Consider the following 26,772-nt stretch of genomic DNA (forward strand, 5'->3'; position numbering starts at 1 on the left):
ATTTAATATATTACAGGTATAAAGGGATCATATTATGAGTGATGGACCACTATCCGCTATTTTCAGTAAAGACTTAGCTGCGAGTTATGATGAAAAATTTTCAAAATTAGCGCCGATGAAAGATGTGCTTCATTTGAGTATTCAAGTTTTACTGTCAGATCTTCCTGAAAACGCGAATATCCTTTGTGTTGGCGCTGGTACTGGTGCGGAGTTAATGTATCTTGCGCAAGCATTTCCTTTATGGCGTTTTACTGTCGTGGAACCTGCTCCAGCAATGCTAGATATCTGCCGTCAAAGAGCTGAGGTTAACGGTATTACTTCTCGATGCTGTTTCCATCTTGGATACTTGGGATCTTTACCGAGTAACGAGCTGTTTGATGCCGCGACTTGTTTGTTAGTTTCTCAATTTATATTAGACAAAACAGAACGTAGGGCGTTATTTGCGAACATAGCGGAACGGTTATACCCAGGTGGGATTTTGGTGTCGGCAGATTTATCGGGAGATACAGCAAGTATTGAATTTAAGCGCTTATTTGAAGTATGGCTGAAAATGTTAGCATACTCAGGTATGTCAGCAGAGCAACTTCAAGGTTATCAGGATAATTTTGGTAAAGATATTGCTGTCTTATCGCAACAGGAGATAACTGAAATGCTTGCCGTAAGTGGTTTTGATTCACCGATATTATTTTTACAAACATTACTTATCCATGCTTGGTGTAGTAAACGGCTGTGATTTATTACTAAGTTATTGGTTTTAATTATTAATTAGGTTAGGCTGGGACTTGCTTATATTTTATTATTTAAGGGGTTCGTAATGCCACATTTTGTAATTGATTGTTCGGAAAGCATTTTAGAACACTACAGCGAAGCGTATATTCTTGAACAAATCCATGTGTTAGCTAATAACTCCGGGTTGTTTAATGAAAAGGATATTAAAGTCAGAATGAATCTGTTTTCTACTTACTTAGTGGCTAATCAGCGAGAAGATTTTATCCATATTTTTTCGCATATTATGCAAGGGCGAACAACAGAGCAAAAAGCCGCATTATCACGCCTTGTTGTCACTCGGCTTATTGAACTGTTCCCCGATTTTTCACACATAACAATGAATGTAGCTGAGTTTGAAAAAGCGACTTATTGTAATCGTAATACTATGTGATGTTGTCTTTTTAAACACGAATGAATAGGGCTGTCAAAATGAAAACAATTGGGATGTTGGGTGGAATGAGCTGGGAATCTACAGCCAGTTATTACAAAGCCATTAACGAAGGGATTAAATCAGAACTTGGTGGCCTCAATTCAGCAAAAATCTGTTTATATAGCGTCAATTTTGACGAAATTGAGAAGTTACAGCATCAAGGTGATTGGGACAAAACTGCGCAGATACTAACGCAAGCGGCTAAATCTGTCGAGGCTGGTGGTGCAGACTTTATTATTATTTGTACCAATACCATGCACAAAGTAGTTCCCGAAATTGAATGTGAAATAGCAATCCCTATTTTACATATAGCAGATGCGACGGCGAGTAAATTAGTTGCCGATGGTATTACGAAAGTCGGTCTACTGGGTACTCGCTTTACGATGGAGCAGGACTTTTATAAAAGCCGCTTAGTGGACAATTTTAGTATTGAAGTCGTCGTTCCAAATACAGACGAACAGACCATTATTCACGACGTTATATACGATGAGTTATGCCGAGGTATTATTCGTCAAGAGTCTAAAGTTCATTACATTAGTATTATTAATAGCTTGTATGAGCAGGGCGCTGAAGCCGTCATTCTTGGTTGTACAGAGATCGCATTGCTGGTCCAACAAGTCGATACTCATGTGCCTTTGTATGACACAACTGAAATCCACGCGGCGCAAGCAGTACAGCTAGCTTTAAGTGACCAGTGATCTTGTACCGCGTGATTAATATTTAGGTAAGGCACTTATGCTTTATCATTTTAGTCGACATTTTTTAGCCATGATTAGAGCGTTAGGCTTTCAAGGGCATAATAACATGAGCAATCTAAATACCATTGAACTTAAAGCGTTTGTTCCAGCAAAGGATTTCGAAATTTCTAAGCTGTTCTATTTAGATTTAGGCTTTACCAAAGCATCTGATTCAGCTGGTATCGCTTATTTTCACTACGGAAATTGTAGCTTCTTACTTCAAGACTTCTACGAGAAAGTATTTGCTGAAAACTTAATTATGCACCTACTGGTAGAGGATATTGCTTCTTGGCATAAAGCTGTAAAAAGTTCAGGCGTCGAAGTAAAATACGGCATCACGCTTTCTGAAATTAGTGAGCAGCCATGGGGGATGTTAGATTTCGTACTTTACGACCCAAGCGGTGTGCTATGGCGTTTCGGTCAAAATGTACAAGCTTAACAAGGCAAGCACAACGTTATGGCGCATATGGATATCAAGTTAGAATCAATATTAGAAGGTGAGTTTGAGTCGCTGTTTTTGGTGGTAAAAGAAGGCCTGTATTCTCATGTAGATTCGGTTTTTGGTTGGTGTGATGATTATCAGCGAAATCGTCTAATTGCAGATTATGAACCCAATTGGTTTTTCTGGGTTTACGCTGCATCAACACGTGTTGGAATGTTGTGTTTCAAACCATACGATAATTCTTATCATGTTCACTTGTTGGTTGTTTTTCCAGACTTTCAAAATCAGAAACTAGGTGAAACTATAATGGATTATGTTCATAAAGTTGCACAAAGTGAGCACCGAAATAGTGTTACGTTATCAAGCTTTGTTCGTAATAATAAGGCGGTGAGGTTTTATAAAAGACTTGGATATGGAGTGGTTGAAAATGATGGGAACTTCCTATCTTTATCGTTGACACTTAATAACAAACGGCCAAAAGGAATATAAATCAACATGGAAGTATTTGAAGCATCTGTTGAAGATGCGTCTGTAATTCTCGCAATTCAAAAAGAAGCATACATTTCAGAGGCTCAGCTGCATGATGACTTTGAGATTCCACCTTTGACACAAACTTTAGCAGAGTTAGAGGCTGAGTTTGGTAAGAGACGAATAGTCAAAATTGTTATTGATGGTAAAATTGTCGCGAGTGGTCAGGCAACATTATTTAATTCAACCTGTCAAATTGGCCGCATGGCTGTAACACCTCAACTTAAAGGTAAGGGGATTGGTTCTACGTTACTTTCTGAATTGGAATTATCTTTTCGTGAAGCAAACCGGATTGAACTTTTTACAGGTATAAACAGCACCGCAAATTTGACTATGTACAGCCATAGAGGCTACAAACCGTTTAAGCAAAAAAAACTCGGTAGTACAACGATAGTTTTTTTAGAAAAACGGTTGTAATAGCTGACAAGAAATTTAAACGGACAATGTAGCACTGGGCGTATTACGGCTGTCATGTCAAAGTACATTACCTAATGATGCTATGGAGCATCAACAGAAACATATTGACGAGATGGTCGGCAGGGTACAGTTATTTAATACTCAGCAAGCTGGGCACGGAGTTATATCCCATAAACATGAAAGGAATCAATTATGTCTGCATATGTAGTGTTCAACTATAAAATATTAGATCGTTCTAAAATCGATGAGTTAACTGAATTAGTCAAACCTATCAATGCAAAATATGAAGCAGAAGTTATTGTTGGTAGTCCAGTAAAAACCGTTGAAGGTAGTACTTTACCAGGTATGGTTATTTACAAATTTAAGAGTTTTGAGGCTGCCAAACAGTGGTATTATTCCGAAGAACATCAAGCGGTTTCGGTGTTTCGAAATAGTATCACGGAAGGCTGGGCTACAATCGTTCCAGGTGTGTCGGAAACAGATGACTTGGTGAATTCAGGATACTTCGAAAGTCAGTCATAACAAAGCGTATTTTAGCCAAGTAATTTATTCATTCATATTAGGCGCCTGAAAAAATGGACTTGATTCGAAGTGTTGTGTGTACAGTGCTTTTTTGCTCAGTACAGAGGCTCTATTTCCGATAATTCAGAGATAGAAGAAATAAAATAGGTTGTTTTCCAGGTGGCGCCTTATTACGTAGCTAAAAATGGCGTCCGTGGAAAAATCAGCTATTTTTGTTAGCCGTCTTCGTATAGAATCCGCCATATAATTTTACTGATTAACATTTTCTTATCCCTTTCTAAAATGACATAAAAAATGAATGATAAAACGATAGTAACGCACAATGGTAAGTTTCATGCAGATGATGTTTTTAGTATCGCTGCACTTAAAAACATTTTGCCTGCTTTTAAGCTAGTGCGCACACGTGATTTAGAGATAATCGGCGAAGCTGATATTGTGGTCGATGTAGGTGGTGAATATGATCCAGATACAGGGCGTTTTGACCATCACCAGCGTGGTGGAGCGGGTGAGCGCGAAAATGGTATTCCTTATTCATCATTTGGTCTAATTTGGCAGAAGTACGGCCTCGAAATATGCCAAGGTAACCAAGAAATCGCAGATGCAGTGGATGCTGGTTTAGTGTCTACTATTGACGCGGTTGATTGTGGTCATGTTGAAGGTGTCGCTCAAGGTATTAGCCTTAGCCAAACTATTTCAATGTTTAACCCTACTTGGGAAGAAGACAGTGACTTGGATACATGCTTTGATGAAGCGGTTGCTTTTGCGTCGCGCATTTTAACGCGATTCATTGCATCTGCGGCTGGTGGCATTAATGCGAAAGATATTGTCGCTAAAGCAATTGATAATGCCGACGATCCAAGAGTGATTGTATTAGCGCAATATACGCCGTGGAAAACAACGGTTTTAAATTTAGCGCCAGAAGCTTTATTTATGGTTTACCCATCTCAATCTGGCAAATGGATAATTCAAGCTGTACCTGTTGAACTCGGTTCATTTGAAGACAGAAAGTCACTGCCTAAACCATGGGCTGGTTTGTCTGATAAGGCGTTTAAAGAAGTGACTGGTATTGATGATGCAATGTTCTGTCATAACGGTTTATTTATTGCGGGTGCTGAATCATTTGAAAGCATCATGAAAATGGCTTCCATCGCACTTCAAGCTTAGTGAAACGGTTATTTAAAATAAAAATACCCATGTGAATACTGTATTCACGTGGGTATTTTTGCAACACACTACTCAGTGTTTTTTAGTCATTTAATATCACAATGCTTAAACCGTTGACGACAAGAATTACCTTGCTTTAGCTGGGTGAACTTCAATTCATACACTTGATATTTGTGGGTGTTTTGGCACTGAATGATTGATGAAGGGGTTAAGCTTGTGCCTTCGTATAATACTGAGTGGGATTGTTTTATACAGTGTTATTCGTATTCTGGACAAACACTCATGTTTATCTTGTGCTGAAAATTAATATCAATATACTCAGGCTCATAATTAGTCTTGCATATGCTCAAGTAACTTGAGTGTATAACCTAAAAGATTAACAAATAATTTACAGGTCGGTTCGTTTTATCAAATCGAGACGTCTACTATATAAATGTCAAGTGATGGTTATTATGTTCAAAACATTACTGGAAAAAGCAGGTTGGAGAATAACTTACTATGTCTGATAGATTTCGAGTGAAAGAGGCCTCTGGTCTACTGACTTTCCTCAATACTCAGCTAAAAGGCTGGAGTCGAAAAAACATAAAACAGCGACTGAAAACAGGCTGCGTACTGGTCAACGAACAGCAGATCATGAAGCATGACCATGAGCTTGAAGTTGGCGACAATGTAGAGGTTAGAGCAGCGGGAAAGAACACGCAACAGGGTGTTCGGCACCTCGAAATTTTGTATTCGGACAATGATCTTGTTGTTATTAACAAACCTGCAGGCCTGTTGTCTGTGGCATCAGCCAATGAAAACAAACAGCATGCGCTTGCTATTCTTCGCAAGCAACTCTCACATGCAAAAAACTCTGTTGCTTTATGGCCTGTTCATCGCCTCGATCGTGATACATCGGGTGTGTTGATGTTTGCAACGTCTCGTGAGATGCGTGAAGCCGTTAATGCGGGTTGGTCAGAGGCTGAAAAAACCTATCTTGCAGTCGTTGAAGGTAGCCCTAAGCCAAGTAAAGGGCGCATTGACCAGCCCTTGAGAATGGATCCAGAGAAGTATCAAATGATTGTTGGCCCACATTCGGAAGCCAAAAATGCCGTCACGCATTTTAAAACTTTGCGCACTGTAAAAGATCGGACACTGGTTGAAGTTAAACTCGAGACCGGTCGACAACATCAAATCCGTGCTCATATGTCTTGGTTAGGACATGCGGTGATTGGTGATCCCCGTTATGGCACTGATGGTCCGCGTATGGGGCTGCATGCGTTGAGCCTAAGTATTACGCGACCAAATACTGGTAAACGACTGACTTTTGAAGCGCCTGCACCAGTGGAATTCCTCGACCTGCTGCGTTAATCGAAAACCTTGATAGCGAATACAGTCTACTTTTCGTTGTAGACTGTTTATTCGTAGAATAAGTTCATAGCCCTTCCTAGGTTTCTTACCTCGTCTTGCTTGCTAGCTAAAGCTGACTTCATCACCTATCTTAGTATTACACCACCTCTCATAACGGTAATGCAATTAAGGGGATAACCCATGTCTGTTTTAGATGCATTTTTTACCAAACTCTGGCAGCAGTACAGCGTCATAAGCCCACAAGCCGTCGATATACATCAGTTGTTTGAAAGTCGAGGTGAAGAGTTAGTGAATGATCATGTTGCTTTCCGTACCTTCGCCGATTCGCATATCGGCATAGATATATTAGAATATGAGATATTAGCACTCGGTTATCGGCACCTTGACTCATACCAGTTCGACGTTAAAAAGTTAGATGCTCGTTGTTATGTGCATGACAAGTCACCGACCAAAATATTCATTAGTGAACTGCGTTGGCAGTCTTTATCCGAGACTTCTCAGGCCATTATTCAAGACATTATCGAACAGGTAAAAGCGACATTAAAGTCCCCTTTACTTGAGCAATCGAGCAAGGGGCTCAGCCCATTATTAAGTGCAGGCCGGTTGTGGCTGTTACCCAGTTATGCAGACTATCAAACCTTATTGGCGGAATCGGAATATGCCGCTTGGTTATCTGTCTGGGGGTTACGTGCTAACCATTTCACTCTATTTGTAAATCACTTAAAAAGTTCCCCTGAATTGTCACAAGTCGTGGCGTTATTACAGCAAGAAGGTTATCAACTTAATGATGCTGGTGGCTTGATCAAAGGCACGCCATCGGATTTATTAATTCAAGCATCAACCATGGCTGATACTTGCATGGTTGATTTTAAAGATGCGGGAGAGCAAGTAATAAGTAGTTGTTATTACGAATTTGCACAGCGCTTTAACCAAGAAAATGGCGACTTATACCAAGGGTTTGTACCAATGAGTGCAGATAAAATATTTGAATCGACGAATATGAAATCGATACTTAGCAGTGGTACCTCCGATGATAAAAGTTAGGCGTGAACAGCGTACTTATTTATTCGTAGCCTTGCTTTATCAGAAAAGTAATTTCATCGGTAACGAGGTTGAATCAGTAAAAATGGAACACGGATAAGACTGTACTAATTTATCAATAAGAGGTCAGTCATAGGGAGTTAGAAATGGCAAAACGAATTGTTGTTTTAGGGCTTGGACGTATTGGTGGTGCAATTGCCCAAATTTTACATAGTCATGACGATTATGAGGTCACAGGGGCAGATATAAACCCGAATGCCGTGGCTCGTTTTAGTCATCAATTCCCCACTAAATTATTATCAAAAACATCCTCTGAAATACGCGATTATAATGACATTCTTGCAGGGCAAAACGCGGTTATTTCAGCGCTATCATTCAATGATAATCCTTACGTTGCACAGGCAGCCTTAGCCAATGGTTGTAGCTACTTTGATTTAACCGAAGATGTACGTTGTACACAAGCGATTAAAGAGATTGCATTAGCCGCAGCGCCGGGGCAGGTATTCATGCCTCAATGTGGTTTAGCACCGGGTTTTATTGGTATTTTGGGTTACAGTTTTAGACATAATTTTGACCGTCTAGATAGTCTGAAATTACGCGTAGGTGCCTTACCTGAATATCCATCCAATCAAATGATGTATAACCTGACGTGGTCAACAGAAGGGTTAATTAACGAATATGCAAATCCCTGTGAATCCATCAAAAATCATATTCCGACATTAACAGAACCGTTAGAAGGCAGAGAGGTATTTTCTATCTCAGGTGTTGAATATGAAGCGTTTAATACTTCCGGAGGGTTGGCAAACCTTTGTTATACCTTAGACGGTCAACTGCGAGAATTAACTTATAAAACAATCCGCTACCCTGGGCATTGTAAGCTGATGAAGTTCTTATTTCATGACTTACGGTTAGGGGAGGAGGGTAAACGTCGAGACATGTTAATGGAGATATTTGAAAGTTCTGTCGCGACTACAATGCAAGATCTAGTACTGATCTCTGTGGTAGCGACTGGTTATGTCGACGAAAAATTAAGACAGTGTAGTCGTACATTTTTACTTCGACACACAGCAGAGCAAAGTGCGATCCAAATATCGACAGCCAGCGCTGCAGTGACCACGGTGGATTTAATTTTAAATAGTAGTGAACCAAGACAGGGTTTCGTTGAACAAGAGACGTTAGACATTGAAGACTTTTTGGGCAATGAGTTTGCGAAAGCTTATCGAGACGCGGAATTAAGTATTTAACGGTAATGACGAGGAGAATCACATGCATGAGGCAATTTTGAAAACAGTACTTGGTCGTTTTTATGCTCACGATAAGTGCTACGGTAGTGCTTATCTTGGTGGTCAACGTTTTGATAGTGATAGCCGTGTGAAGGTCGTTAGCCCTAATGATGGTCAATCATTTGCTTCAATAAGTCACGCAGAACCCGATGTGATCAAACAGGTCATTAGCAGTGCTAAAACCGAATTTTATCATTGGCGTAGTGTCCCAGCTCCACAGCGTGGTGAATTAGTGCGACTGTTTGCCGAAAAAGCGCGGGCAGCAAAGCATCAATTAGCCACCATGATTAGCCTTGAATCGGGTAAGCCATTTCAAGAAAGCCTAGGGGAAGTGCAAGAACTGATTGATGTGTGTGATTTCGCTGTTGGTCTATCACGACAGCTTTATGGATTAACCATTGCGACCGAAAGACCTAATCATAGAATGATGGAGCAATGGCATCCTCTTGGCCCTGTTGTGATCATTACTGCGTTTAATTTTCCCATGGCGGTATGGGCTTGGAATGCCACATTGAGTTTGATTTGTGGTAATAGCATTATTTGGAAACCATCAAGTCAAACCCCACTCAGTGCGTTAGCTTGCCACCAATTATTATTGTCAGCCATTAAACAATTTGGGGGGCACAAGGAACTTAGTAGTATCGTGTTCGGTGAGAAAACGCAGGTTGAACAATTGGTTGATCATAAGGATATTGCCTTGGTATCAGCGACAGGCTCATGCGCCATGGGGCGAGCGGTTAATTGCCGTGTCGCTGCGAGAATGGGGCGTACACTACTAGAGCTTGGCGGTAATAACGCCATGATTGTGTGTCCGAGTGCGGATCTTGAGTTAGCTATTCGGGCTATCACGTTTTCAGCATTGGGCACGAGCGGGCAGCGCTGTACAACGTTGCGCAGGTTGATTGTGCATAGTAGCCTTAAACATCAAGTACTAAGCAAGCTTGAAGCGATTTATAAAACAGTGAGTATTGGCGACCCCTTTGATGAACATAATTTAATGGGCCCCTTGATTAACCAGAAATCCATTGATGCGATGAAAGCAAGTATTTGTACGGGCATTGAGCAAGGAGGGATACTCATTACGGGTGGCGATGAAGGGGAGTACTCAAAGGGCAAAGGTACAAAAGGATGCGGCTTTTATATTAGGCCTGCCATTATTGATATTGAACCGACGGCAGAGATTGTTCAGCAAGAAACATTTGCACCCTTACTTTATGTGCACAGCTATGATTCACTTGAGCAAGCTATTGTTATTCAAAATAGCGTAAGTCAGGGCTTATCTTCCGCTATCTTCACTAAAGACATGGCTGAAGCCGAAATTTTTATGAGTGCAAGAGGTTCTGATTGTGGGCTTGTGAATGTTAATATTGGTACATCTGGTGCGGAAATAGGCGGTGCGTTTGGCGGCGAGAAAGATACGGGGGGCGGTCGAGAAAGTGGTTCCGATGCATGGAAGAGTTACATGCGTCGCACCACTAATACCATTAATTACGGCTGTGAGTTACCCTTGGCGCAAGGTATTAGTTTCGATATGCCAAAAGGTGATTAGGCCATACTTATACTGAGGGTGGGCTTCCACCCTAGCAAGTATGCTAGCGTCCTCTGAATGTCACCCATGAATTAGTTTCCCCAAGTGCTTTAGATATATCCAATTTATATATTGATCCCGCATTGTTTATTCCTTATCTGAATATTTTATTATCATTACCATGGTCAAATAGAGATAAATTGAATGATATTCTATTTTCATTGACTAAAGAACCAAGTAATACAGGCACTATTGAACAATGGGCTAAGGCGATTCATGTTAGTCCAAGGACATTAGCAAGAATGTTCCAGAAAGAGCTCGGTATGACATTTACAGAATGGCGTATGCGAGTAAAGTTATTTTATGCCATTGAGCAATTACACGATGGAAAATCGGTAACATACATCGCACTAGAATTAGGATATAGCACACCGAGTGCTTTCATCGCAGCCTTTCGTAAAATAATGGGTAAATCACCATTAGAATATATTACGGTTTAAGGTTTTACATATTTTTTAATGCTGATAATTCATGATTTTATGCGTTTATATATCAGATTAAATACGTAAATCCAAAGTGTGTTAAGTTATTGTTTTTACATGGTATGCTTGGGCAGGTGCGGTTGTTTCATTTAGACTGTATATCGAATTATGTTTCTAATTTTCCAGCTTAAAGTTAAAAAGGGCTATGTATGAAGAACCCCAAAGCAGATGCGTGCTCATATTTGATAACGATGATAATCCAGAGACTCGAAGAGGACAATCAAGGGTTAATCAATAACCTTATTGAAGGTGTTGAAGCAGACCGTGCTGCATTACCTAAAAAAATTCAAAGTAGATCCCATGTTGAGGCTATTATTCGAGAAACCTTTAAGATATTAGATCGCGCTAAAGCGGGTGCTGAACATAAAAATGAAAACGATACATAATAGAAAGTGCATAAATAGGGATGATAATTGATCGACCTTATTATCTAAATGAGTAATAGTTATTGCTGAGTTAACATATTACTGGTGCGTATCGGCTATGATTGATTTTACGAAATAAACTGTTGCGATAAAATACTTGATGTGGTGTTTGTTATGTCTATACTTTTAATGTCTGTAAGATGGTTCAACTTATTTAGCACGGAGCGCTATTACTAGGGTCTGTGTATGATAATGCATAAAAAACTCACCTCGATGATTCCTTATTTAGCTGTTGCGCTGGCTGCGATTATATTATCTGGTTGTCACAGTGGGGGTGAGGAAAGTTCTTCATCTCCTAAAAAACCTGATCAACTTCAACGCCACGCACTCGAAGCTGAAGATACTACAAAAAACTATGATGATGGGATGATCATTCACCCGCATATCGAAAACGTCATGGGCTCACTTACTTATAGTGTCATTGACAGCATCCCTGAAAATATGGCGTCTATTGATCCGAACGGTCAAATCACTGTGTTCTCTCCGGGAGTACTCACTGTTGAAGTAACCGATAGCAGCACGGTGTATAAAAACTCAGATGACCGTTTTATTATTACTATCAATAAGGGGATTAACTCTAAATTGAGTGCTGATCCTAAACATATATCTGTCAATAGTAACGATGACTTCGTTAAGGCTGAAAATTATAAAGGGAAAGTGACTTATAGTGTTGCTGATGAAAGCCTCAGCAGACTCAATATCAATTCTGAAAGTGGCAAACTTGAGCCCCTGAGTGTGGGAGACGCAATTGTTATCATTGAAGATGCTGGTAATGAAAAATATGCGGCTGCGAGCGTTCGTGTTGATGTTCAGATTAAGGCGTTAACTCCAGGTAAACCTCAATGTAGTAATTTCACAGGTGTTCCATATTCTGAAGGACATACCTTCTCGGCTGAATGCATGAGTAGTGATGATGTCCAATATAATTATAAAGTGGCTTCTAGTAGCCATAAAGACGTGATTGATATCGACAAGCATAGCGGGTTGATCACGGCCCTAAAAGTTGGAAAAGCAACTGTTGAAGTTACGGTTATTTATGACGATATATATAATACAGACCCTGAAATGGTTTATTTTCATGTCAACATTTTGAAGGGAAAGCGTCAGACTGTTAGTGTTGAAAATCAGGAGTTTCCCTATTCCGAGGGGCAAATTATTACGCCGGATGTCAGGCATGAAGTTGGTCATCCACGTTATAGGGTTAAAGGTGACAGCGACGCTATTGAAATCAACGAAACATTGGGTTACCCGCAGATAATCGGCGTAGGTACCACCAATCTGAGTGTCATCGATGATAGCAATTCGAATTATGAAAGTTCAAATAATGAATTTATCTATAACATTACTAAAGCTGTACATCCCGGACTTAAGTTAAGTACTGAAATTAAACATAGTTATGCCGATGGATTAAAAATTAATCTGGATATTGTCGGACAGAAGGGGAGTCTGAAAATCACTGGCGATTCTTCAGCGGTATCGATTTCTGGTGAGACAATTACGGTCAAAAGGGCAGGGAAAATTGAACTTTCCGTCAAGGATCTCGGTAATGATCTTTATTTTGACTCTAACACTGTACAACTCGTTTTAGATATTACTCCTGGTGAGCATCCTGCGCTTAAGGTGACTTCACTGACTACCGATTATGCACAACGTTGTTTTCCTATTAGTGATTATGTAAAAGGTAACAAAGGCGAGCTTACGGTAACAACAAACCTCAATTCTAATGTTGCTAAGTATAATAAAGAATCGGGTTGTATCAATGTGCTTAAGGCGGGGTCCACAACACTAACTGTCTATAGTAAAGTGAGTGTAAACTATAAGCAGTCTAAGTCTGTAAACCTGCCTGTGATCGTCAAGAAAATAGATGGAACTCTTACGGCTAATGATGTTACTGCTGTCTACGATGTGAGTCAGGCGTTTGTAGCAATGCCGGTAATTAGCGGTATTGTTACCCGTCCACTTTTGTTTGAATTTGCAAAAGGATCAGCGGAAGACGTTGTTGGATTAGATGATGTCGGATCTAGTGGTCAGATGAAAGTGCTCAATGCGGGTACTGCAACGATCCAAGTCACAGATAGTGGCTCCGAGCAGCAGAAGGGTGCCGTTGCCTTTTTCAACGTCACAATTGAAAAAGCTGATAACCTACTAGAGATTAAATATCTAGCAGAAGTGTTTAGCGCGAATAAGAGCTTCTTGCCCAAGGTTGACAATAATGTGAAGGGCATGAATATGTCTTTCGTGTTAACTGGTGGCTATCAAACGGTAGAGCTAGTTAAGAAGAGTACTGGCGAGCTGAAAATTAAAGGTGCTGGGCAGTACAGTCTGAACGTTACAGCCTGGTCTCGTAACTACAAGAAAACTAAGATTATTTTTAATGGGAATGTAGAAAAGGCTCCCCACCCTGGTATCGAAACATCAACAGTTAATCTCACCTATAGGCCATTGAAAAAATACAATTTGAATCAGGATATACCAGCAGCGATTGGTAATCGTGTTTTTTCTTTGAGTAACCAAGGGAGTATCTGGGCAAAAGTCGATCCAAATACAGGTGAATTGACCCTGTTGAATTATGCTGGTGGATTAGAAAAAGGGGGAGAACTAGTAGTAAATATCAGTGAAGCAGCAAGCCAAAACTACAAGGCCCTTGAGGACGATGCCATTAAATGGGTTAATATCAAACCGCCAGGTGAGGCTGATTTGGATGTGAGTGTTTCACGAGTAGATTTCCATATGACAACTGTAACGTTTTACAGCAGTCGTCTCAACGGCCCCTCTTTTAAATATTTGAAAAATACTAGAGTTAGTTTTGCTGGAGTAGGAACCGCTAAAGCGGCAACTGACCAGTTAAGTAAATTAGGCAAAGGGCTTAATCTGTTCATTAATATGAAACCGGTCGGAGAGGAAGTCAGTAGCGACAATATTAAACAAGTGCTGTTCTATGTCCAACGTTTTGATGGTTGCAGTTTGGAGTATTCTCGAGAAAGTATTATGGATGGTTCGGCAAAAGCTGTGTCAATGGATAAAGACATTAGTTGTTCTCCTTCTTTTGGTTCGGAGACTAGCCGTTACCTTACATTTATACCTTTTAATACTGACGCTCTCACCTCTGGAGACTGGGAAGTAGTGACGCCTTTTGTAGTTTACCGCCATTCCGATCATCTGTTTATGCCGACACCTTATGGTGGTTGTTATCATACCGACACCTCAACGTGTACAGGTGCGACAGAGCCTGCGTCGAAACTCCACGAGTGGAGTGTGGTTAATGTTAAACTGACTAAGAGTGACTAAAGTATGTATGTTTATACAGAAAAGGATACTTGTGTATGCAGCATTAACTTTGATAGTTAGTTCTCTTAATTTACCGTACGCTTTGTTAAGTTTTGAGCGTACGGTATTTATATCCCATTTTAGTGTATCTATTTTAATGCGTGTATCAATCACCATTTATCCTTCCGCTTTATTGCACAAATGAGAATTATTCTTATAATGGATTATCTGAATTCTCTTATTCTCCTCGGTTATTTACCAAAGGTATTGTGCGTACGATGCAAAAAGAAAACCAAAAACAAGTTAGCCGTTTTACTCGCATCGGAAAGTTGTTGGATTTTATCAATGAAAATATAGATCAACCGTTATCAGTTGAACAACTAGCGGATAAAAGTTGCTGGTCTCGTTGGCAATTACAGCGTGTATTTCATCTTGAAACGGGACTGAATCTTGCACAGTATGTGCGAGAGCTGAAGCTGAGTTTAGCGGCAGAGCAATTATTAGGCAGTAAAACTCGGATTGTTGATATCGCGTTGGCGTTAGGTTTTAGCTCTGAAGTTAGCTTTAGTCGTACGTTTAAAAATATGTTTTCGTATTCACCAATGGCGTATCGACGACGTGGTAAACGCCTTGGCTTACGCACCCCAATTAAACTCTGTTCTCGAGTGTTAGATAGTTTTGATTTGAAGGCTAGATTATTACAAATTCGTATTGAAACCCGCCCTGAATTTACGCTTCACTGCACATCTGGCATTATTTCAGGATTGTTTTCATTAACACCTAATTATCAACAGCAAGTCCCGCTCATTTGGTCTGAATTTGTTGAAAACTTGCCTGAAGCTGAAATGCAGTCCGTATTGAGTGAAAGCTCATCACTGGCTTCGGATATAGAGTTGATTGGTGTTATCGGAGTGATTAAAGCCAATGATGATATAGATGCGATCCCTTATTGGGCGGGCAGCACTGCGGGTGCTTTACTCGGTATCACGTCACTAGATACTATAGATGTACCTGCACAAGAGTATGCCGTTATTCCATTTACAGGTCCGATTAAACAATTAGAACAAGTACTTGCTTGGTTGTTTTCACATTGGATACCTGATTCAAATTATGACAGTGTTGATGGTTATGAATTAGAGATCTATCCGGTAAATTATGACCCTGAGGACTCATCTTCTTATATGGAATACTGGTTACCAATCGAAGCTAGAAGCTAAAATAATTTGAATTTTTTAATTATTGCACCAAATTGTTAATTTTTTCTCTAAATCTCTCTATACAATGCAAACGATAATAATTATCATTTGCATAAATTAAAGTTTGGAGACCTAATGAAGCACCAACCTGCCCGTATATTATCCCCAGTGGCGTTTTCCATTATTTGCGCGTTATCGAGTTCAGCTTTTGCCGAGCAGTCTAGTCGCGATAATACTGGAGAGCAAATGACTGTCTTTGGTAAAGCTTATCGAAATACAGCGACAAAAACAGCCCTAGCGCCTATGGATACACCTCAAGCAATCTCTGATGTTGATAGAGATACGTTAGACTTACGAGGAGTTAAGTCGGTTGCTGAAGCACTACGTTACGTACCCGCTGTGAATACTGAACTAAGGGGCGGCGCAGTTTCTCGATTAGATTTATTTAATATTCGTGGTTTTATTAACTATCAGAATTTTTATGATGGTTTGCCGCTGATGTTTAATAGCTGGAACCTACAGCCACAAATTGATTCAATTGCACTTGAACAAGTCGAAGTGTTTAAGGGACCAACCTCTGTTTTGTATGGCAATATCCCACCGGGCGGTATGGTCAATCTTATTGCTAAATCACCACAGCAAGAACAAAGTACCGATGTGACGATAACTGGTGGTAGCCATGACCACAAAGAGTTTTCTATTGATTCTACTGGTCAGATAGCTGATTCAAACCTGTCTTATCGTGTCGTTGCTTTAGCGCGTAAGAAAGACGGACAAGCTGATACCTCTGAAGAAGAACGTTATGTTTTTGCCCCGTCCTTAGATTGGCAGGTATCCGATAAGACACTCGTTAATCTTAATGTTTATTACCAAAATGATCCATCAGCAGGTATTTACACGTCAGTACCTGGGGCGGGGAGTGTTTTATCAAATCCTAACGGGCAACTTGATTCGAGTACTTTCACAGGTGATGAAAACTGGAATACTTACGAGCGTGAAGTATTAATGCTCGGTTATAAAATTAACCATGAATTTAATAATCGCTGGGCCTTCTTGATGAATGCGCGTTACATGGATGCGGATGCTTACCAAGAAAATACCTATAACGGTGCGCTGCAGAGCGATATGCGTACCGTTGGCCGTAATGCGTATCTTACGGATGAAAAATCACAAAGCTTTGTTATCGACAATCAAATTTCAGGTCGTTTCAATACCGGCGTACTCGAACATAACGTGCTATTAGGGTTTGATTATCAGCAACTTGATTCGCGTATTATTTATAAAGATGCCAGTGCGCCATCGATTGATGTGTTTAACCCTAATCATCAACAAATTGACGGCAGCTCGCTTAATTTCACCTACACCACAGATTTTGATCTAGAAAGTAATCAAGTCGGACTTTATCTACAAGATCAGCTGGTATTAGGTAATTTGGTTGTCATTGCTGGTGGTCGTTATGATGAATATGAACAAACATCAACAGACCATGCTTCAGGGGTTGATACTGCAGCAGCCATTAAACAAGATAACTTTGCTTTCCGTTTAGGTGGTTTATATAGCTTTGATAATGGCTTAGCACCTTATGTTAGCTATGCACAGAGCTTTGAGCCTGTAGTGGGGAAAGATCGTCACGGGAATGCTTTTGTGCCGTCGACGGGTGAACAGTGGGAAGCGGGTCTGAAGTATGAATCTGCAGATATGAGTACAACGTTTGTTGTTTCACTGTTTAACATTACCAAGGAGAATGATTTAACGCGTGATCCGACAGGTACCCCATACGATAAAGTTCAAACGGGTGAAACTCAGTCTAGAGGTGTCGAGGTTGAAGCGAATACAATGCTAACCGACAATATGGATCTTGCGGCGAGTTATACCTATATGGACATGAAAGTGACTGAGGATAATACTGGGTTGAAAGGTAAAACGCCGATTTGGGTACCGAAACATGCTGCTAATGTGTGGTTAAATTATTATCTTTATAACGGAATGGCTGCAGGCACGACTATCGGTACGGGTATCCGTTATGTGGGTGAAGCACAGATTGATGCACTGAATAGCGATCAAGTCCCTGATTACACATTAGTTGATCTGTCAGTTTCTTATGACCTGTCTTATTTAAGCGACAGTTTAGATGGTTCAAGTATTTCTGTGGTGGCGAGTAACTTGTTTGGAACTGACTATTATTCTTGTTATGACACGAACAATTGCTGGTTTGGTGCTGAACGTGATATTACAGCTAACGTGAAATTCAACTTTTAATCGTTAATTTTGTTTTCAATAGGGCCAGTTGCGATTAATAAATAGTATCCAGCTCAGTTGGCTGTTGGCTGTTGGTATTCTGGTTTATCTTATCGGAGGGAGTTATTTTATTTTCTTATTGATTAAAGATCGATTAAGCACCTAGGATTATGTGTTGAATAACAACTCCTTAGTGTGTAGGTTAGATATAGACAAACCTACACGCTAAGGATATTTAATGATAATAAGAAAAGCCGAATTAGATGATGTTGAAGCGATCAGCCAGTTAATCACGCCACTTGTCATTAAATACATTTTACCTACTTGTAGCAAAGAGGGCGGGCTGTTAATTCTTAATTCTATGGCGCCAAATTGTATATCTAACTATTTAGATGCAGGCTATGTTTATCATGTTGCTGAGTTAAATAGCGAATTAATTGGTGTTGTCGGAATGAAAGAAAACGCGCATTTATATCATTTATTTATTGCAGACTCGCAGCAGGGAAAAGGGTTATCAAGAACATTATGGGAACTGGCGAGAGATGTATGTTTGGCTAATGGTAATGAAGGTAAGTTTACGGTTAATTCAGCCTTAAATGCGACAGACGTATATCTAAAATTTGGCTTTGTGCCTGTGAGTGGCGTTCGGGAAAGAGCAGGTATTAAAGATATGCCAATGGAATTAGAGTATTGATTTATTTTGTTAACAAGTTAGAGTACTAACACTATATTTATATCGTGTTTCCGATCAAGCTAGAATGAGTTGATGTTATGAAAAACAATAACGGTTTTACATTAATTGAATTAGTAATAGTGATCATCGTTTTAGGTGTTCTAGCCGCGACAGTGATCCCTAAATTTATTAATATGAAGCACGATGCAACGAGTGCCGTTGTGCAGAGCGCCAGTGCGCCAGTGCGACGTTGAAAGCGGCAATAGGCTTGGTCAATGTTCGTAAAGAAATTGACGGTTCAGAAACGAGTGTCGATTATAATGGTAATACGGTCACATTAGTGGCAGGTAATCCTAAGCCAGATGCAAGACAGATGCGCTATTTGTTGAATATGGATTTACCGAGTTCAACTTGGACGCCAAGTTGGTTAACCGTACCTTGTGATAACTCTGAATTTTGTATTCTTGGTAATCGCAGTTATACGAATGAACCGGTTATTGATGCTGTTACATCTGGGCATGTTGTTTTCTTTTGGCCAAATGGACATGTACTTGGAAGTTGCTTTGCCTACTACGCTAATTTAGAAATTGAAGGTTCTCAGCCTGTGATTGGTTTCGAAGATTCGGGTTGTTAGCTTATTCTTCCTCGCCCATTGTCCCCATCAAATACCTCCAACTGATCATCGCCCGGTGAAAGAGCTTGTTACTGTCATTGCAGCCTGCGAGTAAAATACTGCAAGTGAGTAACGATAATCCAAATTTGTTCATTTTGAGTTGTCATTAGTGTACGTTATTTGCACACACTGTTTAACATTGAGGTATTTTTTGAATCATTTAATGGTTTCCATTGTCTGTATTAAGCATTTTATTAATCGACGTGATTTTATACGCTTGATATATGCATATAGTAGATAAGCCGTTGTAAATACTATTTACAAGGCTATTATTGAGTAAGAGTTTATTGTGACGGCTTGCCTTGTTTTAACGTTACTTGAAAAACGTAAGTGTTAGTGTCTTATTGGAGGTAGTATATGAAGGGAATTTTAGCAACTACAATTATTACCAGTTTGCTATTATCTGGCTGCAGTGAGGAACAGGTTGTTATACCTGAACCAGACTCCCGGCCTGTTAAGTTACAAGCGGTTGATGTCGGTATTAAAGATACATTTCGTACCTTTCCTGGTGTGGTTGAAGCCGACGACAAAGCGGTACTTGCATTCCGTGTTTCAGGTCTTTTATCCTCGGTCGATGCCAACCCCGGCGACAACGTTGTGAAAGGGCAAAAGCTTGCTAGTTTGAACCAAGATGAGTTTTTATTACAAGTCGAACAGGCCCAGGCAAATTATGAATTGGCTTCGGTACAGTTTAAACGTGATGCTAAATTGCGTAAAACGAATGTTGTTTCTGAATTAGCATACGATACCTCTAAGGCAAAGCGCAACCAAGCGCAAGCCGCGTTAAGCAAACAAGAATCCAACCTCGGTTATGCGACCTTAATAGCCCCTTATGATGGTACATTATCCTTATCTTTAAAGGAAAATCATGAATATGTAATGGCGAAAGAACCTGTTATGCATATTCAGCGTGCGGGTATTATCAATGTAACATTCCAATTGCCTGAACAACTACTTACGCGTTTCAATAATGAATATAGTCGTAACCCTACCGTTATTTTCGACACTATCCCAGGCGAAGCATTTCCTGCTCAATTTAAAGAAATTGATACCGAAGCCAATGCAACAAATTCCAGTTATAAAGTAACCTTGTTTATGGATCGTCCTGAAGGCAAGAATATTTTACCTGGGATGGCTGGTTCAGTCCGGATTGCGCTTCCAAAAGGCAGTGTTGGTACTATTTCACCACAAGCGTTAATGAAAAAGGGAGGTTCATATTTTGTATGGCAGGTTGATGATCAAGGTATTGTGCACAAGCGTGAAATCGAATTAGATGAAAATAGGCGTGTTACGAAGGGATTGAACGATGGTGATAACGTTGCGATCTCGGGTGTAAATCAATTGCGCGAAGGTCAGAAAGTGAGACCGTGGGTCAAGGAACGAGGACTGTAACATGAAAAAACTTCCCTCTATTATTATTGCGCTTAGTGCGATGACAATATTACAAGGTTGTGAAAAACTAATTGTTGAACCAAGACAAAAAGTGCAGTTAGTTAAAGTCGATACCGTGAAATTAGCGGAAGAAACGGCGAAGTTATCGTTTCCTGCGGTTGCGGTTGCGGCGGATAAATCAAGTTTGTCTTTCCGATTGCAAGGCGAAGTTACATCTGTGACGGTTCGTCCCGGTGATCGAGTGACTCAGGGGCAAATACTTGCTCAAATTGATCCTACTTATTACCGCTTAGAAGTTGATGACGCAAAAGCAGAATACGCGATTACAGATAGCCAATATCGTCGTTCGGCAAAGCTGGTTGATCAAGGTTATATTGCGCCGTCTCAATTTGATGAGCTTAAAGCGCAGCGTCGTATTGCGAAAGCAAGGCTGGATATAGCCAAGTTAAATTTAAGTTTTACGGCGTTGAGAGCGCCGTTTGCAGGTGTTATTTCACATGTACCAATTCAGCAGTTTGAAAATGTGCAAGTGGGTCAGCAGGTGATGAATATTCATAGCATCACGACGGTCGATATTCAATTACAAGCACCGGACATTATTTATTCGAAAAGTTCAGCAGTACAAGTTGAAGCCTCTAGACCTGGCGCTAAGATCATTACGGCTGATGGAACAGAGTATGATGCGCATTTAAAAGAGTTCACTACAGAACCCGATCCTAAAGTGGGCTCATTTGTCGTTACACTGACGATGCCAATGCCTAAAGATAGATTTATTCTTGATGGGATGGCTGTTGAAGTACGGGCTGATGCTCAAAAGCTAAATATTTATAAGACCAATGAACCGTATATTCCGCTTGAAGCTATTTTAAATGAAGATGGCGATGATTTGAATTTAACGCAAAAATTTGTTTGGGTTGTGGGCAATGATAATACAGTGAGCAAGCGTCAAATTGTGACGGGGAAAGTGGTCAATGACGGTGTTCGTTTAAGCTCGGGTTTATCAGTCGGCGAGAAAATTGTGGTTGCTGGTGGCAACCGTTTACGTGAAGGTCAATCGATCAAAATTTTCGATGACTCAATAAATAATTCAACGGATACTGAAGAGGCAGGACAATAATGAAACAAGATATCGCCGCCTATTTTATTAAAAATAAAGTGATCAGCTGGATGATCACGCTTATCTTCTTAATTGGCGGTACGATGGCCTTTTTCGGACTAGGTCGATTAGAAGATCCTGCATTTACAATTAAAGATGCGATGGTCGTGACATCTTACCCGGGTGCTACGCCATTACAAGTTGAAGAAGAGGTCACTTATCCGCTTGAAAAAGCAATTCAGCAATTAACATATGTTGATGAGGTAAACTCTATTTCGAGCCGCGGTTTGTCACAAATTACCGTGACGATGAAGAATAATTATGGTCCGGATGATTTACCACAAATTTGGGATGAGTTACGTCGGAAAGTGAATGATATAAAACCCCGTTTACCGCCTGGTGTGGCTGAACCGTCAGTGATTGATGACTTCGGTGATGTCTACGGTATTTTGTTGGCGATAACGGGTGATGGTTATTCTTACAAAGAACTGAATGACTATGTAGACTATTTACGCCGAGAAATCGAGTTGGTCGATGGTGTTGGTAAAGTATCTGTATCTGGTGTGCAGCAAGAGCAGGTCTTTATTGAAATGTCGATGCAACGTTTAAGTAGTTTGGGTATTTCTCCTACGACTATTTACAATACGCTGGCAGCGCAAAACTTGGTATCCAGTGCTGGTGCGGTAAGGATGGGTACTGAATACATCCGTATTCACCCAACGGGCGAGTTTTCCGATGTTGACTCGCTAGGCGATTTAATTATTACAGAAAATGGTGCACAGGGGCTGATTTATCTACGTGACGTAGCAACGATTAAGCGTGGTTTCAAAGAAGTTCCCGATAACTTAGTGACTTTTAATGGCAAAGTCGCATTGAATGTGGGCGTGTCATTTATTTCTGGTGTTAATGTTGTCGAAATGGGCAAAGGGGTTTATCAACGTCTCGCAGAGCTTAAAGAGCAACAACCGATTGGTATCGATATAGATATTGTATATAGCCAACCCGATGAAGTTGATAAGTCAGTAAAAGGCTTCATTATCAGCTTAGGTCAAGCGATAGGTATTGTTATCATTGTTTTACTTTTATTCATGGGGATTCGAGCTGGTGTTTTAATTGGGTTAATTTTATTGCTTACCGTTTTGGGTACGTTTGTATTCATGAATATGATGGCAATTGATCTACAGCGTATTTCACTTGGTGGATTGGTGATTGCATTAGGTATGCTGGTGGACAACGCCATCGTCGTGGTAGAAGGTATTTTAATTGGGGTACAAAAAGGCCGGACGCGTTTGCAGGCGGCAACCGACATTGTCACGCAGACTAAATGGCCTTTATTAGGTGCAACGGTTATTGCTGTCACTGCATTTGCTCCTATTGGTTTATCACAAGATTCAACGGGTGAATATACCCAAACGTTATTTAGTGTGTTACTTATCTCGTTGATGCTAAGTTGGTTTACGGCCATATCACTGACGCCATTTTTTGCCGATATGTTCTTTAAAGGTATTAAAGTTGATGCCGAAAGTGAAGAAAATGACCCGTATAAAGGGGTTGTCTTTGTTGTTTATAAACGCGCATTAGAAGCATGCATGAAAAATGCGTGGACAACAGTATTCGCATTAATCTTAATGTTAGCGGCAAGTTTGTATGGTTTTACGCAGTTAAAGCAATCATTTTTCCCTTCGTCAACAACACCAATGTTTATGATTGATGTTTGGCTACCGGAAGGTACTGATATTCGTGCTACCAATGAAAAGCTACGTGAATTAGAAGTGATGGTGAGGGCCAATGCGGGTGTATCACATGTATCTTCAAGCACGGGTAAAGGTTCTCAGCGATTTATGTTGACCTATGCACCAGAGAAAAGCTATGCAGCGTACGGTGAGTTAATTATCCGTGTTGAAGACTATGACGATGTCATGCCAATGTTACGTAAAGTGAGTGAGCAACTTGACTCACAACACCCTGATATTGAATATAAACTAAAACGTATTGAGTTAGGGCCTTCATCTGGTTCGAAAATTGAAGCGCGTTTAGTCGGGTCAGATCCAACGGTATTACGTGGCTTAGCACAGCAAGCAACTGATATTATGCGTGCCGATCCAGGGGCATTTAACGTGCGTCATGATTGGCGTGAACGTACTAAAGTGATTGAGCCTGTATTTAACGAAAGTCAGGCTCGTCGGTATGGTATTACTAAATCAGACGTTGACGATTTATTGCAAATGGCATTTTCTGGTCTTACCGTTGGTATTTATCGTGACGGTACAAACCTGTTACCCATTATTGCTCGATTACCTGAAAAAGAACGTGTGGATATCAGTACGATTGAAGGTATGAAGATCTGGAGTCCTGTATTGAAAGGTTATGTGCCACTACAACAAGTGGTATTAGCGGTTAATATTCGTTGGGAAGATCCGATTGTCGTGCGTAAAAACCGTAAACGTATGTTGACCATATTTGCTGATCCCGATCCCTTAGGTGATGAAACTGCAGCAACGTTGCAAAAACGTATTCAACCGTTAGTCGAAGGTCTCGATTTCCCTCCGGGTTATTCACTCGAGTGGGGTGGTGAATATGAATCGTCTTCGAAAGCGCAAGCATCATTATTCCAAACGATGCCTATGGGCTATTTGTTCATGTTCTTAATTACGGTCTTCTTATTTAATAATGTGAGAAATGCGGTGATTGTATGGGCAACCGTACCTTTAGCTATTATTGGTGTAACAACAGGGCTACTCGCGCTAAATACACCGTTTGGTTTTATGGCACTGTTGGGCTTCTTGAGTCTGTCAGGTATGCTGGTTAAGAATGGTATTGTATTGCTTGATCAAATTGAGATCGAGATCCACACTGGTAAAGAAAAATATCAAGCGGTTGTTGATGCAGCTGTTAGCCGTGTTCGTCCTGTTTGTATGGCGGCAATCACAACGGTATTAGGTATGATCCCGTTATTACCCGATGTGTTCTTCAAACCTATGGCTGTCACTATCATGTTTGGTTTAGGGTTTGCTACTGTACTGACACTGATTGTTGTACCTGTGTTATATAGTATGTTCCATAGATTACAAATAATAGAAAAATAGCGTGATGAGAAAATGAAGGAGGAGCCATTATAGGCTCCTTTTTTTTAGTATTTTTGAAATTGACTAATTAAGCGTTGCATTGCTTCTAATCTATTAACTAACTCATGAGTACTTTGAACAGATTCATTACTGGTTATTGAAGTTGCTGCACTTAGTTGACCAATATGCTCAACATTACGTGAAATCTCATCACTAACACTCGCTTGTTCTTCTACAGCGGAAGCTATCTGGTGACTGCTATCTGTGACTAATCTTAGTTTATTATTAATTTTAGCCAAATGTTCACCAGTTTCAGCGGCTTGATCGTTACATTGGCGTGATAGTTCTACGCCATGATCAACGGAATTAACTGCTTGATTAGCTGATTGCTGTAGTTTCCTTATCATTTGCTGGATCTCACCTGTTGATTCCTGCGTTTTTTTAGCTAAGGAACGCACTTCATCTGCAACGACTGCAAAACCACGACCTTGATCACCTGCACGTGCTGCTTCAATCGCAGCGTTTAAGGCTAATAAGTTGGTTTGATCTGCGATAGCACCAATAACATCTAGAATCGTTTCTATTTGTAGGCAGTCTTCTGATAACACATTGATGACTCGCTTTGAATTATCTAATTCCTGGTGTAATGAATGAACTGAATTGATCGTTGTTTCAACACTTTGCTGCCCTTCAGTTGACATCTCCTGTGCTTCAGAAGTCAATGATGATGCTTGTACGGCACTTTCTGATATATTACGAACAGATAATGACATTTGTTCCATCGCAACACTGACCTGTTCTGTCGCCTCATGTTGTTGGCTCAGGTTTGTCTGTATTTGCTGGGTTTGGCTAAGCTCATTTTCAGCTGATTTTAGAATATCGGTCGATGTTTCACTTACTCTGCCTACAATAGCTCGTAGCTCTGATTGACGCATTTTTAAGGCTAATTCTATTGTTGAAAAGTCATCTTTCTTACCCGTATAAACATATTCCATTAACGGGTTATCGTATGCATCCTTAGCTAGTTTAGTTAAATGTTTAATTCTGCTTTGTGTGTACCAGATTATTAAAAATGAGCATAAGACAGCTGCTAGTGTCGCTGTCGTTAACAATGTGATACATGAATTAAATAATTGTGCAGCTAAAAGCAACAGACTGAGACCTGCGAGGGCAAGCAACATTGTATTTTGTTTCCAACGTAGGTCAAAAAGTGAGGGTACCTTACCTTTTTGCATTGCTTGATAAAGCTTTGACGCTCTGTTTACTGATTCCCGATCAGGTTTACTGCGAACTGATTGATATTCTATTACTTTATCTTGTGCGTCTTTAATTGGTGTGACAAAAGCGGATACCCAGTAATGACTACCATTTTTACAGCTGTTTTTTACTAATCCCATCCAGCTTTTGCCTGTGCCGATATATTGCCATAGTTGTTCAAAGGCTTGTTTGGGCATATCTGGATGACGGACTAAATTATGCGGTTGTTTGTACATCTCATCCGTTGTGTAGCCAGCAACATCAGCAAAATGTTGATTTGTGTGCGTGATGTTACTGTGCGGATCGGTTGTTGAAATAAGGTTTACTGATTCTGAGTAATCGACTTCATTGTTGTACTGCTTTGTTGTTGCCACTACTGATACTGCCATCGCTCTCTCCATACTACACTCAGTGTAAGCTGGTGTAAGTTAATGTAAGATTATGTAATATAAGGGAAAGAGTTAAGATAGCATTTAATTAGGTATCTTAGTTGTGTATTTGTGGGGTAATATAATTAATATTTATTTTTATTTTATTATCAATTATTTATCGCTGATTAATTTAATTTATTTAATGTTGAATTTCATATTTAGGATGTTAAATTCTTCGTTTTGTCTATTTTTACAATCTTAGTTTCTTGTTTCGGACGCTTTGGTATTTACATTGGCTTAGTCTACAGATCGCAGATATAAAAAATCGAGTGAGATACCCATTGTTTTATAATGACGTCGCTCGACT

24 protein-coding genes are annotated in these 26,772 nt (G+C 40.1%); 23 read left to right on the forward strand and 1 reads right to left on the reverse strand.

Translation table 11 applies throughout. From position 1 onward, the window contains the following. Nucleotides 1-34 precede the first annotated feature (34 nt). The 23 genes from HWV03_RS09560 (at nt 35) to HWV03_RS09670 (ending at nt 24,798) form a co-directional block, all read left to right on the forward strand. Complete coding sequence (locus HWV03_RS09560; RefSeq protein ID WP_211679486.1) at nt 35-733, forward strand: class I SAM-dependent methyltransferase; 699 nt, start codon at nt 35-37, stop codon at nt 731-733. A gap of 81 nt (nt 734-814) precedes the next feature. Further along, nucleotides 815-1,159 (forward strand): 5-carboxymethyl-2-hydroxymuconate Delta-isomerase, encoded by a 345-nt coding sequence (locus HWV03_RS09565; protein WP_211679487.1) that lies wholly within the window; start codon nt 815-817, stop codon nt 1,157-1,159. Between the two features lie 38 nt (nt 1,160-1,197). Further along, entirely contained in the window at nt 1,198-1,896 is a 699-nt protein-coding gene (locus HWV03_RS09570; protein WP_211679488.1) for an aspartate/glutamate racemase family protein, read from the forward strand. 106 nt (nt 1,897-2,002) lie between these two features. Then, nucleotides 2,003-2,374, forward strand: coding sequence for a VOC family protein (locus HWV03_RS09575; RefSeq protein WP_211679489.1), 372 nt, complete (start codon nt 2,003-2,005; stop codon nt 2,372-2,374). Between the two features lie 27 nt (nt 2,375-2,401). Then, nucleotides 2,402-2,866 (forward strand): GNAT family N-acetyltransferase, encoded by a 465-nt coding sequence (locus tag HWV03_RS09580; RefSeq protein WP_211679490.1) that lies wholly within the window; start codon nt 2,402-2,404, stop codon nt 2,864-2,866. Nucleotides 2,867-2,872: 6 nt separating this feature from the next. Further along, nucleotides 2,873-3,322, forward strand: coding sequence for a GNAT family N-acetyltransferase (locus HWV03_RS09585; protein ID WP_211679491.1), 450 nt, complete (start codon nt 2,873-2,875; stop codon nt 3,320-3,322). 192 nt (nt 3,323-3,514) lie between these two features. Further along, nucleotides 3,515-3,844 (forward strand): DUF1330 domain-containing protein, encoded by a 330-nt coding sequence (locus HWV03_RS09590; protein WP_075478020.1) that lies wholly within the window; start codon nt 3,515-3,517, stop codon nt 3,842-3,844. A gap of 294 nt (nt 3,845-4,138) precedes the next feature. Beyond that, complete coding sequence (locus HWV03_RS09595; protein WP_211679492.1) at nt 4,139-5,008, forward strand: MYG1 family protein; 870 nt, start codon at nt 4,139-4,141, stop codon at nt 5,006-5,008. Nucleotides 5,009-5,506: 498 nt separating this feature from the next. Beyond that, nucleotides 5,507-6,358 (forward strand): RluA family pseudouridine synthase, encoded by an 852-nt coding sequence (locus HWV03_RS09600; RefSeq protein ID WP_211679493.1) that lies wholly within the window; start codon nt 5,507-5,509, stop codon nt 6,356-6,358. A gap of 180 nt (nt 6,359-6,538) precedes the next feature. Then, a complete protein-coding gene (locus HWV03_RS09605) occupies nt 6,539-7,402 on the forward strand; it encodes a DUF1338 domain-containing protein (protein WP_211679494.1) in 864 nt (287 codons plus the stop codon). Between the two features lie 143 nt (nt 7,403-7,545). Then, a complete protein-coding gene (locus tag HWV03_RS09610) occupies nt 7,546-8,643 on the forward strand; it encodes a saccharopine dehydrogenase family protein (protein ID WP_211679495.1) in 1,098 nt (365 codons plus the stop codon). Between the two features lie 22 nt (nt 8,644-8,665). After that, the gene (gene amaB, locus HWV03_RS09615) at nt 8,666-10,231 is read left to right on the forward strand and encodes an L-piperidine-6-carboxylate dehydrogenase (RefSeq protein WP_211679496.1); all 1,566 of its coding nucleotides are present in this window, start codon (nt 8,666-8,668) and stop codon (nt 10,229-10,231) included. A 179-nt stretch (nt 10,232-10,410) separates the two neighbouring features. Continuing rightward, the gene (locus tag HWV03_RS09620) at nt 10,411-10,710 is read left to right on the forward strand and encodes a helix-turn-helix transcriptional regulator (RefSeq protein ID WP_211679497.1); all 300 of its coding nucleotides are present in this window, start codon (nt 10,411-10,413) and stop codon (nt 10,708-10,710) included. Nucleotides 10,711-10,901: 191 nt separating this feature from the next. Further along, nucleotides 10,902-11,138 carry a hypothetical protein gene (locus HWV03_RS09625; RefSeq protein WP_211675169.1) on the forward strand — a complete coding sequence of 79 codons (237 nt, stop codon included), beginning with the start codon at nt 10,902-10,904 and terminating at the stop codon, nt 11,136-11,138. A 225-nt stretch (nt 11,139-11,363) separates the two neighbouring features. Further along, nucleotides 11,364-14,465: a hypothetical protein gene (locus tag HWV03_RS09630; protein WP_211679498.1), complete on the forward strand. Its 3,102-nt coding sequence runs from the start codon at nt 11,364-11,366 to the stop codon at nt 14,463-14,465. A gap of 257 nt (nt 14,466-14,722) precedes the next feature. Then, on the forward strand, nt 14,723-15,661 hold the full coding sequence (locus HWV03_RS09635) for an AraC family transcriptional regulator (RefSeq protein ID WP_211679499.1): 939 nt from the start codon (nt 14,723-14,725) through the stop codon (nt 15,659-15,661). Between the two features lie 114 nt (nt 15,662-15,775). Beyond that, complete coding sequence (locus tag HWV03_RS09640; protein ID WP_211679500.1) at nt 15,776-17,899, forward strand: TonB-dependent siderophore receptor; 2,124 nt, start codon at nt 15,776-15,778, stop codon at nt 17,897-17,899. A gap of 217 nt (nt 17,900-18,116) precedes the next feature. Continuing rightward, on the forward strand, nt 18,117-18,572 hold the full coding sequence (locus tag HWV03_RS09645) for a GNAT family N-acetyltransferase (RefSeq protein ID WP_211679501.1): 456 nt from the start codon (nt 18,117-18,119) through the stop codon (nt 18,570-18,572). Between the two features lie 77 nt (nt 18,573-18,649). Continuing rightward, entirely contained in the window at nt 18,650-18,805 is a 156-nt protein-coding gene (locus HWV03_RS22750; RefSeq protein ID WP_211679502.1) for a type II secretion system protein, read from the forward strand. Then, a complete protein-coding gene (locus HWV03_RS09655; protein ID WP_211679503.1) occupies nt 18,802-19,185 on the forward strand; it encodes a type II secretion system protein in 384 nt (127 codons plus the stop codon). The genes HWV03_RS22750 and HWV03_RS09655 overlap by 4 nt, the downstream gene beginning before the upstream one ends. A 396-nt stretch (nt 19,186-19,581) precedes the next feature. Then, complete coding sequence (locus HWV03_RS09660) at nt 19,582-20,616, forward strand: efflux RND transporter periplasmic adaptor subunit (RefSeq protein WP_211679504.1); 1,035 nt, start codon at nt 19,582-19,584, stop codon at nt 20,614-20,616. Nucleotide 20,617: 1 nt separating this feature from the next. Beyond that, a complete protein-coding gene (locus tag HWV03_RS09665) occupies nt 20,618-21,733 on the forward strand; it encodes an efflux RND transporter periplasmic adaptor subunit (protein WP_211679505.1) in 1,116 nt (371 codons plus the stop codon). Next, on the forward strand, nt 21,733-24,798 hold the full coding sequence (locus HWV03_RS09670; RefSeq protein WP_211679506.1) for an efflux RND transporter permease subunit: 3,066 nt from the start codon (nt 21,733-21,735) through the stop codon (nt 24,796-24,798). The genes HWV03_RS09665 and HWV03_RS09670 overlap by 1 nt, the downstream gene beginning before the upstream one ends. Nucleotides 24,799-24,842: 44 nt before the next feature. Here the strand turns inward: HWV03_RS09670 and HWV03_RS09675 are convergent, their stop codons facing one another. Beyond that, nucleotides 24,843-26,423, reverse strand: coding sequence for a methyl-accepting chemotaxis protein (locus HWV03_RS09675; protein WP_211679507.1), 1,581 nt, complete (start codon nt 26,421-26,423; stop codon nt 24,843-24,845). Nucleotides 26,424-26,772: the final 349 nt, after the last annotated feature.

This window comes from Moritella sp. 36 (genome assembly GCF_018219415.1).
In the GTDB taxonomy this organism is placed as follows: domain Bacteria; phylum Pseudomonadota; class Gammaproteobacteria; order Enterobacterales; family Moritellaceae; genus Moritella.

What these genes read in the sequence shown, in the direction of transcription:
- HWV03_RS09660 (WP_211679504.1), top strand. Translation starts at nt 19,582, where the DNA reads ATGAAGGGAATTTTAGCAACTACAATTATTACCAGTTTGCTATTATCT.
- HWV03_RS09630 (WP_211679498.1), top strand. Translation starts at nt 11,364, where the DNA reads ATGATAATGCATAAAAAACTCACCTCGATGATTCCTTATTTAGCTGTT.
- HWV03_RS09580 (WP_211679490.1), top strand. Translation starts at nt 2,402, where the DNA reads ATGGATATCAAGTTAGAATCAATATTAGAAGGTGAGTTTGAGTCGCTG.
- HWV03_RS09570 (WP_211679488.1), top strand. Translation starts at nt 1,198, where the DNA reads ATGAAAACAATTGGGATGTTGGGTGGAATGAGCTGGGAATCTACAGCC.
- HWV03_RS09675 (WP_211679507.1), bottom strand. Translation starts at nt 26,423, where the DNA reads ATGGCAGTATCAGTAGTGGCAACAACAAAGCAGTACAACAATGAAGTC.
- HWV03_RS09595 (WP_211679492.1), top strand. Translation starts at nt 4,139, where the DNA reads ATGAATGATAAAACGATAGTAACGCACAATGGTAAGTTTCATGCAGAT.
- HWV03_RS09640 (WP_211679500.1), top strand. Translation starts at nt 15,776, where the DNA reads ATGAAGCACCAACCTGCCCGTATATTATCCCCAGTGGCGTTTTCCATT.
- HWV03_RS09560 (WP_211679486.1), top strand. Translation starts at nt 35, where the DNA reads ATGAGTGATGGACCACTATCCGCTATTTTCAGTAAAGACTTAGCTGCG.
- HWV03_RS09565 (WP_211679487.1), top strand. Translation starts at nt 815, where the DNA reads ATGCCACATTTTGTAATTGATTGTTCGGAAAGCATTTTAGAACACTAC.
- HWV03_RS09635 (WP_211679499.1), top strand. Translation starts at nt 14,723, where the DNA reads ATGCAAAAAGAAAACCAAAAACAAGTTAGCCGTTTTACTCGCATCGGA.
- HWV03_RS09585 (WP_211679491.1), top strand. Translation starts at nt 2,873, where the DNA reads ATGGAAGTATTTGAAGCATCTGTTGAAGATGCGTCTGTAATTCTCGCA.
- HWV03_RS09605 (WP_211679494.1), top strand. Translation starts at nt 6,539, where the DNA reads ATGTCTGTTTTAGATGCATTTTTTACCAAACTCTGGCAGCAGTACAGC.
- HWV03_RS09600 (WP_211679493.1), top strand. Translation starts at nt 5,507, where the DNA reads ATGTCTGATAGATTTCGAGTGAAAGAGGCCTCTGGTCTACTGACTTTC.
- HWV03_RS09625 (WP_211675169.1), top strand. Translation starts at nt 10,902, where the DNA reads ATGAAGAACCCCAAAGCAGATGCGTGCTCATATTTGATAACGATGATA.
- amaB (WP_211679496.1), top strand. Translation starts at nt 8,666, where the DNA reads ATGCATGAGGCAATTTTGAAAACAGTACTTGGTCGTTTTTATGCTCAC.
- HWV03_RS09670 (WP_211679506.1), top strand. Translation starts at nt 21,733, where the DNA reads ATGAAACAAGATATCGCCGCCTATTTTATTAAAAATAAAGTGATCAGC.
- HWV03_RS22750 (WP_211679502.1), top strand. Translation starts at nt 18,650, where the DNA reads ATGAAAAACAATAACGGTTTTACATTAATTGAATTAGTAATAGTGATC.
- HWV03_RS09610 (WP_211679495.1), top strand. Translation starts at nt 7,546, where the DNA reads ATGGCAAAACGAATTGTTGTTTTAGGGCTTGGACGTATTGGTGGTGCA.
- HWV03_RS09575 (WP_211679489.1), top strand. Translation starts at nt 2,003, where the DNA reads ATGAGCAATCTAAATACCATTGAACTTAAAGCGTTTGTTCCAGCAAAG.
- HWV03_RS09665 (WP_211679505.1), top strand. Translation starts at nt 20,618, where the DNA reads ATGAAAAAACTTCCCTCTATTATTATTGCGCTTAGTGCGATGACAATA.
- HWV03_RS09645 (WP_211679501.1), top strand. Translation starts at nt 18,117, where the DNA reads ATGATAATAAGAAAAGCCGAATTAGATGATGTTGAAGCGATCAGCCAG.
- HWV03_RS09590 (WP_075478020.1), top strand. Translation starts at nt 3,515, where the DNA reads ATGTCTGCATATGTAGTGTTCAACTATAAAATATTAGATCGTTCTAAA.